9 protein-coding genes and 1 pseudogene are annotated in these 14,017 nt (G+C 41.0%); 4 read left to right on the forward strand and 6 right to left on the reverse strand.

Features of this window, described 5'->3' with window-relative positions; genetic code table 11:
- Window positions 1–204: 204 nt before the first annotated feature.
- The 6 genes from serS to lrp form a co-directional block, all read right to left on the reverse strand.
- Entirely contained in the window at window positions 205–1,506 is a 1,302-nt protein-coding gene (gene serS / locus J8L97_RS15845; protein ID WP_210998169.1) for a serine--tRNA ligase, read from the reverse strand.
- Between the two features lie 9 nt (window positions 1,507–1,515).
- Window positions 1,516–1,896 (reverse strand): fluoride efflux transporter CrcB, encoded by a 381-nt coding sequence (gene crcB, locus J8L97_RS15850; RefSeq protein WP_192507338.1) that lies wholly within the window; start codon window positions 1,894–1,896, stop codon window positions 1,516–1,518.
- Window positions 1,889–3,229 carry a replication-associated recombination protein A gene (locus tag J8L97_RS15855; RefSeq protein ID WP_211051028.1) on the reverse strand — a complete coding sequence of 447 codons (1,341 nt, stop codon included), beginning with the start codon at window positions 3,227–3,229 and terminating at the stop codon, window positions 1,889–1,891. Before J8L97_RS15855 ends, crcB begins: the two co-directional genes overlap by 8 nt.
- Window positions 3,230–3,235: 6 nt before the next feature.
- On the reverse strand, window positions 3,236–3,886 hold the full coding sequence (gene lolA / locus J8L97_RS15860) for an outer membrane lipoprotein chaperone LolA (protein ID WP_211051029.1): 651 nt from the start codon (window positions 3,884–3,886) through the stop codon (window positions 3,236–3,238).
- The gene (locus J8L97_RS15865) at window positions 3,886–6,573 is read right to left on the reverse strand and encodes a DNA translocase FtsK (protein ID WP_211051031.1); all 2,688 of its coding nucleotides are present in this window, start codon (window positions 6,571–6,573) and stop codon (window positions 3,886–3,888) included. Before J8L97_RS15865 ends, lolA begins: the two co-directional genes overlap by 1 nt.
- Window positions 6,574–6,639: 66 nt before the next feature.
- A complete protein-coding gene (gene lrp / locus J8L97_RS15870) occupies window positions 6,640–7,119 on the reverse strand; it encodes a leucine-responsive transcriptional regulator Lrp (RefSeq protein WP_192507334.1) in 480 nt (159 codons plus the stop codon).
- 140 nt (window positions 7,120–7,259) lie between these two features.
- Here lrp and ald point away from each other — a divergent pair, with 140 nt between their 5' ends.
- From ald to J8L97_RS23560, 4 genes and pseudogenes are all read left to right on the forward strand, one after another.
- Window positions 7,260–8,381: an alanine dehydrogenase gene (gene ald / locus J8L97_RS15875; protein WP_192507333.1), complete on the forward strand. Its 1,122-nt coding sequence runs from the start codon at window positions 7,260–7,262 to the stop codon at window positions 8,379–8,381.
- 343 nt (window positions 8,382–8,724) lie between these two features.
- Complete coding sequence (locus J8L97_RS15880) at window positions 8,725–10,596, forward strand: methyl-accepting chemotaxis protein (protein WP_211051033.1); 1,872 nt, start codon at window positions 8,725–8,727, stop codon at window positions 10,594–10,596.
- 419 nt (window positions 10,597–11,015) lie between these two features.
- Window positions 11,016–13,223 carry a TonB-dependent siderophore receptor gene (locus J8L97_RS15885; protein WP_211051035.1) on the forward strand — a complete coding sequence of 736 codons (2,208 nt, stop codon included), beginning with the start codon at window positions 11,016–11,018 and terminating at the stop codon, window positions 13,221–13,223.
- Between the two features lie 308 nt (window positions 13,224–13,531).
- A pseudogene (locus J8L97_RS23560) lies at window positions 13,532–13,672 on the forward strand (transcriptional regulator); the annotation flags it as partial.
- Between the last annotated feature and the right edge of the window lie 345 nt (window positions 13,673–14,017).

Raw genomic sequence — 14,017 nt, forward strand, 5'->3', positions numbered from 1 at the left:
AAAAATGACATTTTTGAGTGTATTTTAATCGACCAGTCTCTTACTCTGCGAACGATTTAAGCATGCTGTTGTCATCCATAAAAATGAACAAAGATAATAATAGTGAAAAATTTTAAAAGAAGTTAATCCAAAAGTGATATGAAAGAAGTAGAATTGAAACGGGCCTAAATAAATGGATTAAGCCCGTCAAATGCGCTGCTTTTATTACTTGATTAGGTCTAAACCACCCATATAACTACGTAACGCTTCAGGCACAATAATACTGCCGTCGGCTTGTTGATAATTTTCTAAAATTGCAACAAGTGTACGACCAACAGCTAAGCCAGAACCATTTAAGGTATGTAGCAACTCTGGCTTTTTTTCACCCTGTCGACGGAATCTAGCCTGCATGCGACGAGATTGGAAATCCCACATATTTGAGCACGAAGAAATTTCTCTGTAGGTGTTTTGTGCTGGCAACCAAACCTCAAGATCATAAGTTTTACATGCGCCAAAGCCCATATCACCAGTACACAATACAACCTTGCGATAAGGAAGATCCAGTACTTGCAAAATTTGTTCTGCATGACCTGTTAGTTCTTCCAAAGCGGCCATTGAATCTTCAGGCTTAACTAACTGAACAAGTTCTACTTTATCGAATTGGTGCTGACGGATTAAGCCTCGTGTATCACGGCCATAACTGCCGGCCTCACTTCTGAAACACGGAGTGTGAGCTGTCATTTTTACTGGCAGCTCCTTTTCGTCAAAAATTTCGTCTCGCGCACAGTTGGTCAGCGGCACTTCCGCTGTTGGGATCAAACTAAAACCATCCTGTTCAACACCATCATCGCTAACCAATCCTTTCGTGTGAAATAAATCTTCAGCAAATTTTGGTAATTGACCTGTACCTAGTAAACTATCTTTATTAACTAAATAAGGGACATACATCTCGGTATAGCCGTTTTTATCTGCATGAGTGTCTAGCATTAACTGTACTAACGCACGATGCATACGGGCAATACCACCACGCATTACCGTGAAACGAGAGCCGGTAAGTTTCACACCAGCTTCAAAATCTAAGCCCTTACCTAAAGCTTCACCGAGGTCAACATGATCTTTCGGCTCAAAATCATATTGCTTAGGTTCACCCCACTTCAATATTTCAACATTTTCATCTTCATCTTTACCTTCTGGCACATCTTCAGCTGGTAAGTTTGGCAACGTCATTGCTATATTGTTTAACTCAGCCAAGATCTTATCTTGCTCTGCTTTTGCAGCACTCAGCTGGTCTCCAAGATTTGCAACAGCATCAAGTAACGGCTGAACATCTTCACCTTTCGCTTTCGCTTGGCCAATTGCTTTGGAGCTACTATTTCGTTCACTTTGTAATTCTTGAGTTTTTGTTTGCAGTGCTTTGCGCTGTTCTTCCAACGCATTTATTGTTGCTACATCCAGATCATAGCCACGCTTCGCTAAGCGTGCAGCTGCTTCTGTAATGTCTTGACGTAAATATTTTGAATCTAACATTTGCTATTTCTAACCTTTTTGCATGACCAAGCAAAGGCCTAACCAAGCCATAAAAATACACACAACCACGTTGAGTGTGACATTAAGAGCCATTTTCATAATGTGCCCTTGTTGCAATAACAACACAGAGTCCATCGAAAATGTTGAAAACGTTGTCAATGCGCCTAAAAAGCCAATCCCGAGTAAGGACTTAGCTGGGCTTACAGTAATTATTTGTTTTTCGATAAGACCATACAATATACCCATCAACAGTGAACCAAGAATATTAACGGTCAACGTGCCAAAAGGGAATCCCCTTCCTAGCAGTTTTAAGGCCATATCACTAATGAAAAACCGTAAACACGCACCAAGCGCGCCGCCAAGTGCTATTGTAAGGTACATTTTAATCATCTTGATATCTTTTTCTATTACTTTGCAAATTTTGTTGCTGTAAATATTCCAATTTCGATTTTATTTGTTTTTCTAGCCCTCTATCAGTCGGCTCATAATAAGTTCTATCTTTAATCTCTGCAGGAAAATAGTTTTCTCCTGCTGCAAATGCCCCAGTTTCATCGTGCGCATACCGGTATTCTTCACCAAACCCTAACTCTTTCATAAGCGCCGTCGGAGCATTACGTAAATGCGCGGGAACTTGAAAGTCTGCATCTGTCGTCGCATCCCTTTTCGCTTGCTTGAATGCAACATAGACAGCATTGCTTTTGGGAGCACTGGCCAAATACAAAGTCGCTTGTGCAATAGCGCGCTCACCTTCACTTGGGCCTACTCGTTGATAAATATCCCAAGCATTTAACGCCACTTGCATGGCTCTTGGGTCCGCATTACCTATATCTTCTGTTGCAATTGCAAGTAAGCGACGAGCGACATAGAGCGCATCGCCGCCTCCCGCTAATATACGGCACAGCCAATACAAAGCGGCATCTGGGCTGCTTCCTCTGACAGACTTATGAAAAGCAGATATTAAGTCATAATAGATATCGCCGCCTTTGTCATACTTTGCCAAATGGGTTGGTAAGATGTGGGTCAACACTGCTGAATCAATAAAAACGTCATTGCCGTTACGCTGCGCTAAATCAACCGCTTGTTCAAGTAAATTAAGTGCTTTACGGGCATCGCCCCCGCTGGCTTTTGCAAGCACATTTATGGCCAACGAGTCAATATGAATATCCAATTGACTCAGCTGACTATCCTCTACTATCGCGCGTGATAGTACGATTTCGAGTTCTGAATCTGTTAATGTTTTTAGCGTATAAACACGGGCTCTAGATAGAATTGCATTGTTAAGTGCGAAACTGGGGTTTTCTGTCGTTGCTCCAATAAAAATAAAGGTGCCATTTTCTATGTGAGGTAAAAAAGCATCTTGCTGTGACTTATTAAAACGGTGTACTTCATCAACAAACAACAAAGTACGTTTTCCTTGCATTAACCGCTCTTTGGCTAAATTCACGGCATCGCGTATATCCTTAACACCTGACGCCACAGCCGAAAGTTGGGTCAACTCAGCATCCGCATGATGGGCAATAATTTCAGCCAGTGTGGTTTTACCAACACCCGGAGGACCCCAAACAATTAGACTATGACAACGACCTGAAAGTATGGCTTGATACAAAGGTAGCGCTGGATCTAAAATATGATTTTGCCCTATATATTCATTGAGGTTTGTAGGCCTCATACGCGCAGCCAATGGCCTTACATCTGGTGCAAAGTCAAAACCAAGATTTGTCACAATCCACTACTCACTGCTTGTTTGATCATCGATTACCACCCCTTCAGGGATCTCAAAACTGAACAGTTTGTCCGTTAGCACTTCATTTATTTGACTGTTTTTAAAGGCAAACTCTGATATTTGACCTGACACATCCGTGACGCTGACTGACTGCAAAACATCGGACGCAGTAAACGTAATATCCAATATTTCAACTTGCGATTCAACCCCCGTCTTCGGTGTTATTCTAAATCCATTTTTAGTTTTACTAATTTGATACTTTTGCCATTGTTTTTCATCACGTGTCGTTAACAAAATAAAGGGTGTGGTGTCAATAAGTCCGTTGGTGCTCATTATCGTTACTTGCTCAGCAAACGCATCATAGTAAAATGTTTTTTTACCATCAGAAACAAACAATGTTTCATCTGGCGAGGCTTGTTGCCAGCGTATTTTTAATGGATGAGCTAATGCAATATTACCTGCCCCAGATTGCAGTACTTCACCTTGTTCATCTTTTACTTGTTGTGAAAATTGTGCTTTAAAGCTATTCATCGACGTCAATTTGGTTTTTAAGTCACCAGCTGCGTCGGCCCAAGACTGTGAACTTAACATCAAACCAACAACAAGTACTGTTGGTTTGATTAAAAAAGAGTTTAAAACTTTAGATTGAAAGGTCATTAATTTACTCCACCTTTTGGCACCAAAACTTCTCTGGCACCGTTATGACCTGGTGAACTAACCACACCAGATGTTTCCATTTGTTCCACTAATCGCGCCGCTCTGTTGTAGCCTACACGCAATTTACGCTGCACGCTCGACACCGATACTTTACCGGTTTCAATAACAAATCCTACCGCTTCGTCATAAAGTGGATCAGATTCATCATCGGCATTTTCTGGCGCCTCTCCGGGTAATAAAATGTCCTCTGTCGCATCTCCACACAATATTTCTTCAATATAATTGGGCTTGCCACGCGCTTTCCAATCACTGACCACCGCATGGACTTCATGGTCGTCAACAAATGCGCCATGAACTCGAATAGGTACACTGGTACCAGGTGGCAAATACAACATGTCACCCATACCTAATAAGTTCTCTGCACCTTGCTGGTCAAGTATGGTTCGCGAATCAATTTTACTCGAAACCTGAAACGCCATTCGTGTCGGTATATTTGCTTTTATCAAACCCGTTATGACATCAACTGAAGGTCTTTGCGTTGCCAGCACTAAGTGTATGCCAGCTGCTCGGGCTTTTTGCGCAATACGAGCTATGAGTTCCTCTACTTTTTTGCCAACAATCATCATCATATCGGCAAACTCATCAATAACGACAACGATACTCGGCAATTTATCCAGCTCTTGTGCTTCAGACGCCATACCATCAGTGTCTTTAAACAGCGGATCTAAAATCGGATGGCCTGCATTTTTAGCGTCTTTAACTTTCTGGTTATATCCCTTTAAATTTCGAACGCCCAACGCAGACATCAATTTATATCTGCGCTCCATTTCCCCTACACACCAACGCAATGCGTTAGACGCTTCTTTCATATCTGTCACAACTTCACATAACAAATGGGGGATCCCTTCGTATACTGATAGCTCCAACATTTTTGGGTCAATCATGATCATTCGTACATCTTCAGGCGGCGATTTATACAGTAAGCTTAATATCATGACATTAACGCCCACTGACTTACCCGAGCCTGTTGTACCCGCAACAAGTAAATGTGGCATTTTGCCAAGATCTGCCACTACAGCCTCACCTGCAATATCTTTACCCAAAACCATGGTTAGAGGTGACTCATTATCTGTGAATTTTGGCGCTCCGATAACTTCAGATAGGCGTACTATTTCGCGATGCTTATTGGGGAGCTCTAAACCAACATAAGTTTTACCAGGGATCACTTCAACAACTCGTACACTCACAGCTGACAATGAACGAGCTAAATCTTTTGCAAGACCGGTGATCTTCGCCACTTTAATACCCGGTGCAAGGTCTAGTTCAAAGCGTGTTACAACTGGACCTGGATAAACCCCCACAACGGCTGCCTGAATATTAAAATCAAGTAACTTTACTTCTACCAACCTAGAAACAGCCTCTAGTTCTTCTTTAGAAATAGGGTTCTCTTTTTTGTCGGGCCTATCTAATAATTCTAACGAAGGAAGCGGTGCCATTGGTGGCCGCTCTTCTAACAATGCTTCAAACTGTTCTTTAGCCGTTGGGGGTGGCACATACTGAGAAGCTACATTTTGCGCTTCAGTGTGGTTTACCGTTTGTTTTAACGGTCGGGCTGGCGACATCACGGTTGTCTCTCTTGGTACTTCTCGTGATACAACGGGGGCTGCTGATTCATCGAGGGCATTTAATGCAGCTGCCGTATCAAACCCCTCATCATCAATTGCTGAAAAGTTAATCTCTTGCTCTAATATATTATCAAGTTCATCAAATACCGAGGCGTCTTCAATTACTTCAGGCTCTACATGAACAGTCGGTGTCGATTCTTCATTATTCTTTGTATTATTGTTGCCAAATAATTTATCTTTCAACTTTCGAGTTTTGGGATGAGTTGACTCGTTTTCAGCATTTTTTTCGAGCACTTTATCAGCATCTGCTTGCTCATCTAACTCTGTACTAACTGACTCAGTTATTCCTATATCAGCATCATTTTCATTTTTTGACGGTATTCGCTCTGCTTTTGACTTTTGTGTAGCTAAATCGACTACATCCTCTAGTTGCTCATCAGACACAACGTTAACTTCATTGACTCTATGTGCAGAAACGCTTTTCGAGAGCTTTTTTGACAACCATTTAAAGAACCAAACGACCTTTTCACCCAAATAATCAACAAATTCAACCCACGAAACCCCAGTTAGTAAGGTTAATCCGGCAAAAAAGAAGCACAATAGTAAAATGGAGGTCCCAGTAAAATTGAATGCAGGCATCATCGCGTCGGCAATAACGTCGCCAATAAAGCCGCCTGATGGAAACTGAAAAATATCGTCGAAGTTAATACTACTTATGGCACTCGCTGACGCCACAAACAAAGTCATGCCAATAACACGCAAACCCAGCGTGGTATAATCTAATTGCAGTATTTTATGTGGCTTTTTAAATAACAAATATCCAAACGTTTGGATAACCGCGGGAACTAAAAAGGCAAGCCACCCAAAACTCAGCAATAATATATCCGCAATCCACGCACCCGCAGTTCCAGTTATGTTTTTAACTTTTATAAACTCACCGGTTTGAGACCATGACGGATCGACGGGATCATAACTGATCAACGCGCATAAAATGAAAATGGCAGCAGCGGTGCTTATAATTAAGCCAGTTTCAAGGAGGCGTTGTATACCATTTAAACGCATACGAGCGTATTCCTCTATTTTATTCTTTTATTCATCATTTTAAGACACACCTTAGCAAGAATTTCCTTATGGTGCACAAGGTTTTATAATTTCCCCTTCCTCTCCTTTTACTTCTTCCATGACTACATATGTGCGGCTTTCACTCACATTGGGTAATTTTAGCAAAATATCACCCAAAACACCTCGATACTCAGACATATCTGTTACCCGTGTTTTTAACAAAAAATCAAAATTACCTGACACTAAATGGCACTCAATGATTTCATCATGCTGTCTAACCGCTTGATTAAACTTATCAAAAACATCTGGGGAATTCTTACTAATGGTGATTTCTACGTATACCAATAAACCCTGCCCTACTTTAGCAGGATCCACTACTGCTTTGTATCCGCGAATAAACCCTTCTCGTTCTAACTTTTTTACACGCTCTAAGCACGGAGTTGCGCTTAAACCAATGCGTCTAGCAAGTTCGACGTTAGAAACCCTACCGTCTTTTTGTAATTCAACTAAAATACTTCTATCGATTCGGTCTAATTGTTGATGCATTTCACTAGTTACTTAAACTACACATTCCATAATTAAAGAGTATATCACTACAAAACCACTTTAAAAAGGTGAGACACACTAGCTGGGCATGAATATAATAGTCGAAAATTTTATCCCGTTCTATTTTAAGGCGATTTATTATGATTATCGGTGTACCTAAAGAAATAAAAAACCACGAGTACCGCGTAGGTATGGTTCCAGCAAGTGTTCGTGAACTAATTAACCATGGCCACCAAGTTTTTGTTGAAACTAATGCAGGTAATGGTATTGGTTTTACTAACGAAGACTACATTCAAGCAGGTGCAGAAATTTTAGATACTGCTGCTGATGTGTTTGCTAAAGCAGATATGATCGTAAAAGTAAAAGAACCTCAAGCTGTTGAACGCGCTATGTTACGTGAAGGACAAATTTTGTTCACATACCTTCACCTTGCACCAGATCTTCCACAAACTGAAGACCTTGTTAAAAGTAAGTCTATTTGTATTGCATACGAAACGGTTACGGACCCGCGTGGCGGCTTACCGCTTCTAGCACCAATGTCAGAAGTTGCTGGTCGTATGTCAATCCAAGCTGGTGCGCAGGCACTTGAAAAATCAAATGCCGGTCGCGGTATGCTACTAGGTGGTGTACCTGGTGTTGAGCCTGCTAAAGTGGTTGTTATCGGCGGTGGTATGGTTGGTAACAATGCAGCTCAAATGGCTGTTGGTATGGGCGCAGATGTTGTTATCCTTGATCGTAACACTGACGTACTTCGCCGTATTGATGCACAGTTTGGTAACCGCGTTAAAGCGATTTACTCTACTGCAGATGCATTAGAGAAGCACGTTTTAGAAGCTGACCTTGTGATCGGTGGTGTGCTAATCCCAGGAGCTGCAGCACCTAAGCTTGTTACAGCAGATCATATCAAACGTATGAAGCCTGGCGCTGCTATCGTAGACGTTGCTATCGACCAAGGTGGTTGCATCGAAACGTCTAAAGCGACAACACACGCTGACCCAACATATATTGTAGACGAAGTTGTTCACTACTGTGTTGCTAACATGCCGGGTGCTGTGCCTCGCACGTCAACATTTGCCTTGAACAATGCAACTCTACCTTACATTATTAAACTGGCGAATAAAGGCTACAAAGCGGCTCTTCTTGAAGATCAACACTTCATGAATGGCCTAAACGTACTTAACGGTAAAATTACATGTAAAGAAGTTGCTGAAGGCTTCAACATGGAGTTCGTTGAGCCTCGTGCTGCACTAGAAAACGCATAAATTATTATCGCATTTCAAAAACCTGCTTTCTACTAAGCAGGTTTTTTGTATTTGGTACAGCCATCATCATATCAATTAACGCCTCTAGATTCTCACAGAGTACCAATCTGCGTTCATACATTCGAAAACCCGTAAACGCATTAAAAAATAAAACACAACGGTTATGCAGACTATAATTCGTAGTAAACTCACAGATATAATTGTTTATAGCGTGTTTGTACCTGAAAAAACTATATTTCTTTGTTTCTTATAAAAGAAACTCTGTTACAGTAATCACAGCGAATTGTTGCAAGTTTTTGTTAATGTTTTACATTTAAATGATGTCGAGTGTTGGAGAAGTGCCGTGAAGTTCAAACACAAAATAATAGTGGTATCATCTATAGTGTTATTTCTAGCACTAAGTGTATTGTCAATAAAACAATACTTTTCAATCAAAAGTAACCTTGAAACTCAGGTGGACCAAAGCGTTGCTGAGATTATTCAGGGTATTAGTAATACCGTTACGGCGCAAATAGATGGCAGCGCAGACTTAGCCTCTTTAGCAACCAGTTTAGTCGCTGATCTTGACTCTTTGCAAAGTGCTCCATCTTTGTTGTCGCAACCAAAGCTCATCGAGCAATTTATTCTCATTGGATATGGTGAAGAAAACACGGGGAAGTATGTAGCCAGTGACCCATCGTGGAACCCAGGACCAACTTGGGACCCAAGAAAGCGTCCATGGTATACCGATGCAAAAAGTGCCAATGAACTCATTGTGACAGCACCCTATGCTGATTCTGTAAGTAAAGAAATTGTCGTTTCTATCGGTACTCCAGTCAAAAAGAATGGTCGTTTTCATGGCGCTATATTTTTCGATGTGAGTCTGTCTAAACTTGGCAATATGATTAACTCGTTTAATCTTTTTGATGCTGGATTTGCATTTATGGTTAGTAAAAACGGCACCATCATTTCTCATCCAGACACTAAATTAAATGGTGAAAAAGCGTCCAGTTTTCTAGGCAATCTTCCCTTTGACACAACATCTACTCAATCGCTTGATTTGAACAATAAAGAGCATATTATCGTGTTTCGAGAGGTCGCCGGCTACGACTGGTTAGTTGGTGTTGCACTTGAAAAAGAAAAAGTATTTTCAGCAATAGATAAACTCACCCAAGACTCTACCGTATTTACGGTTTTATTTGTCATCATTAGCATCATTGTCCTGTCAATCGTTATCAATATACTACTTAAGCCACTTGCTGATATAAATGAAGCAATGGCGAACATTGCGCAAGGAAATGCAGACTTAACTGTACGACTAAACACAGAAAGTGAACCAGAGTTCGCTTCTTTGGCGACAAACTTTAACCTGTTCACAGCTCGGCTTCAGCAGCTAATCGCTGATATTCAAGTGCTTGGACATGAGATTCTTGCTGACGCTAAACAAACCTCCTCTGGGGCTAACCATGCTAGTACTGCTATATCAAGGCAATTAGAATCGTTAAGTGCACTTGCAATCGCCACTGAAAGCATGTCAACCACGGAACAGCGTGTAGCCAATACTGCGCAAGATGCCGCAGAAGCGATTCAAAACACTGACGGCGTCGCACTTGAAGGACAAAAGATTGTATCCGAAACAACCGATACTATTGCACATTTATCGGAGCAAATTACCACTGCGGTGACTGTTGTCAATGAACTAGAAGTTTCTTCCAGTGGCATTGAGCAAATATTATCGGTGATAAATGGTATTGCCGAACAAACCAACTTGCTCGCCCTCAATGCGGCTATCGAAGCCGCTCGTGCTGGTGAGTCAGGCCGTGGTTTTGCCGTAGTAGCTGATGAAGTGAGAACATTGGCCCAGCGAACACAAGAAGCAACCACTGAAATAAAAACCATGATTGATCAACTACAATCAGGGGCTGTAAACGCTGTACAAGTCATGAAGAAAAGCCAAGCCGTGGTTGAAAAAACCGTTGGTAAAGCAGATGAAACCAAGTCATCTTTACAAGCAATACGCAGCGCAATAGAGCATATTGTTGAGCTCAACTTACAGATTGCTAGTATGTTAAATGAGCAACGGCAGGTGGTTGATGAAGTGAATCATAATGCGTTAGAGATCAGAAATATATCTGATATGGTATTCAATGAAGCAAACACGGTTGATCAAACCATGCAAAGTCAAGTAGACAAAATAGCCCATCAAGAAAATATGCTAGAGCAATTTAAGGTGTAATCACGCTTTCCTCCTTATATGGATGCAAACCTATTCTGAAGGCTTGCATCTTCCCTTCCCCCCCTATCATGCGGACTTTTCGTAACGTTCAACAAGATCTTGAATAATAAATCATGTTCTTTAAATCGCATTAAGTACCTAACCTCAGCTCTGGATAAGCGAATGAGCCCAATAAAGCTTATTTTTCTCACTCTCGGCGTTGCTTTCACTTGTAATAGCCCGCTATTACTGCCTTGATATTGAAAAAAATATCATCATTGGACTGTACGCAAGTTTGTTTACAAAAACATTTTCTATTCTAAAACCCTTATCCAAACCTGAGGTTAACTATTATTCCAATAATACAATTGCGAATACTTATCATTATTTGTATAATCCGCATGAAAAATACTCTCAATCACATATCCTAGGTTGTAAAAATGCACAAACTGAAACTAAAGTATCCAAAGCTCCTTGCTGCCTCTCTTGTTGCACTGTCTAGCAACGTCATGGCGGAAGATGTTAAATATGATGATATAGAAAAAATTACCGTGAGTGCCAAAGGACTTATCTCATATGTCAGCGCATCGGCAAGTAAATCAGATACACCCATTATCGAAAGTCCTGTATCTGTTTCAGTGTTAACATCGGAACGGATCCAAGACTTAGGTGCTGAAAATTTGCAGGAAGCAATCGGCTATGTAGCGGGTGTATTTAACGGGCCATATGGTGTCGACACCCGAGGAGATTGGGCTAACATCCGCGGTGTTGCGCCTGTTCAATACCTCGATGGCTTACAACTCATGTTTGGCTATTACAACAATGCCCGTCCAAATACATACAATATGGAACGCATCGAAATTCTCAAGGGCCCTTCTTCAATGCTTTATGGGCAAGGCTCAACGGGTGGTATCATAAATATGGTGACCAAACGGCCTCATTCACAAACATTAGGTGAAATTGTTGCGCAAGTTGGTAATTTTGGCCGCACGCAAATTGCTGCTGATTTCAACACCACATTAACCGCGGATAAATCTGTCGAAGCACGCTTTGTTGGTCTGTACCGTGATAGTGATACACAAACAGACTTTGTAAATAACGACGCAAGCTTCTTCGCACCAAGTATTGCATGGCATATTAGTGAAGATACCAGTGTGACCTTGCTTAGCAATTTTCAAAAAAATAAGTCTGGGTCAAGTACGCAGTTCTTCCCTCATGAAGGAACCATCTTACCCGCAGAACATGGTCAAATAGAAAGTCGTCGTTTTGTCAGTGAGCCTGGTTGGGATCAATACGATACAGAACAAAATGCTATCACATTAATTATTGAACATATGTTGAGTGAAGACTTCTCTGTTAGCTGGACAGCACGTCACCTAGAAAGTGAAGCCATTTATCGCACTATGTATGCGTGGCCACCAAAGCTGCAAGACGACAAGCGTTCTATTGTTCGCAATTTCAGTTTACAAGATGCTTCGTCAGAGACGGTGACATCTGACTTGCAACTACATGGACTGATTTATACTGGCGATTTCGAACATAACCTAGTAATGGGCGTTGACTATCAAAGTGCAGACACAGATACGGACCGTCTCTACCTCACACCAGATTCGATTAAAGCGGCAATCGGCGTAGACGTGAACACCTCATTAGATTTATATAGCCCAGTATATGGTCAAACAGGGTTTTTACCAGGGTCTGAATTGATCCCCGACACCCCTGGGAAAAATGACCGTCAAGTAGGTCTGTACATACAAGATACAATTAAGTTTGATAATTGGGTACTTAACGCAGCGTTACGCCGTGATAATGTACAAAGTCAAAGTGATGCACCAAACTCGGTGAAAACAAAACAAAGTGCAACAACAGGTAGATTAGGTATTTTATACAGCTTTGCTAATGGAGTTGCACCCTATGCGAGTTACTCAGAGTCTTTTTTACCCATTTATGGCTCGCGCCCACAAGGTGGAGACTTCAAACCTCAAGAAGGTGAGCAAGTAGAAGTGGGGATAAAATTCCAACCTCAAGGTACTGAACACTTGATCACTGCATCATACTTTGACATTACTGACAAAAATAAAAAACGCGTGGTTTCTCCTGAACTCACCGTACAAGACGGCAGTGTTGATATCGAAGGATTTGAGCTTGAAGCACAACTAGAGTTTGATCAGGTTGATGTGTATTCTGCCTACGCTTACACAAAATCAGAGCAAAATACCTCTGATAAAACCCTTTCAGAGCTCGTACAATTATATGCATCGGGCGATACAAGCTACTTGAGTCAAGCATTAACCGATACGGCACCGTTATCTGCAACACCAAAACATATGTTAAATACTTGGGTTACCTATCGCCCAGAACAGTTCATCAGCGGGTTTAAAGTGGGTGCTGGATTTAGATATGTAGGTGAAACATATGATGGTAGTCGAGCAATTGAGTTCATGGGTCAATCGATTAATAGTCCAAAAACAACCGATAGCTACACCTTATTTGATTTTATGATTGGATATGAATTCGACAATATTGATGTCAATCTTAATATTAAAAACTTAAGCGATAAAACAGTTATCACCAGCTGTTTATACCGCGGAGACTGTTTCTATGGCCAGCGTCGCACTGTAACAGCAAACATTAAATACAAGTTTTAAGGACGTGTAAAATATCAAGGGTATGGACCTCGCTTACGAAAGCACCATGCCCTTAGTACACTAAGGTGAAGTATTCGCTCAAACTGAGTCAATGTTAAACTGTCACATGCATTGAAGAGGATTACATCATATCTAACAGTCTCATGTATGTCATTGTGTAACTCCCCCAAAAAAAGTAACGTTAGCTCAACGGCTAAAAAGCCAAACATATTTAAGGTATCAAAAACCATTTCTTCAGTTATATTCATATTTTAAACCCGCATTTCTAGAATTATGGAAGTTAAAATTCTGAATACTGGACGTGTCAACACACTTCCAGCCTTGTTTCAGCAGGGTTAATAAAGCAAAAGAGAGAAGGAAGAGTTTTATATTGTTCGGTTGAATATGACAAGCTACTCTCAGTGGTCTCATTCTTACAAGATGAGTGTTACATTGAAGATACTAAATGATTAAAGAAACTCGAATGAGGTGGGGATTATATGGTCAATTGGCATCACAGTGCTAAGTTGATCCAACTATCATCACCTTGCGTGTGATACATTAGCTTCAGCCATGCGATGTAGTTATAAAGATAGTCAGTTCCAACGCCATTAAATCGTCTAAGCCACTGTTTCCAGCATATCATCCAATTTTTGAGCGTTTGAATGTGGTAGATGCCATATATAAGTCGCTTATTATCAATCTCAAAAGGCAGGTTCTTGGTGATTGTTTGATACGACAAATTGCCGTCTGTACACAAGACACTCTCAGGCGTTTAGACAGTTACTAATAACCTCTGTAAAACGAATGAGGAG

It is taken from the genome of Pseudoalteromonas sp. MMG012, from assembly GCF_018100875.1.
GTDB lineage: Bacteria > Pseudomonadota > Gammaproteobacteria > Enterobacterales > Alteromonadaceae > Pseudoalteromonas > Pseudoalteromonas aurantia.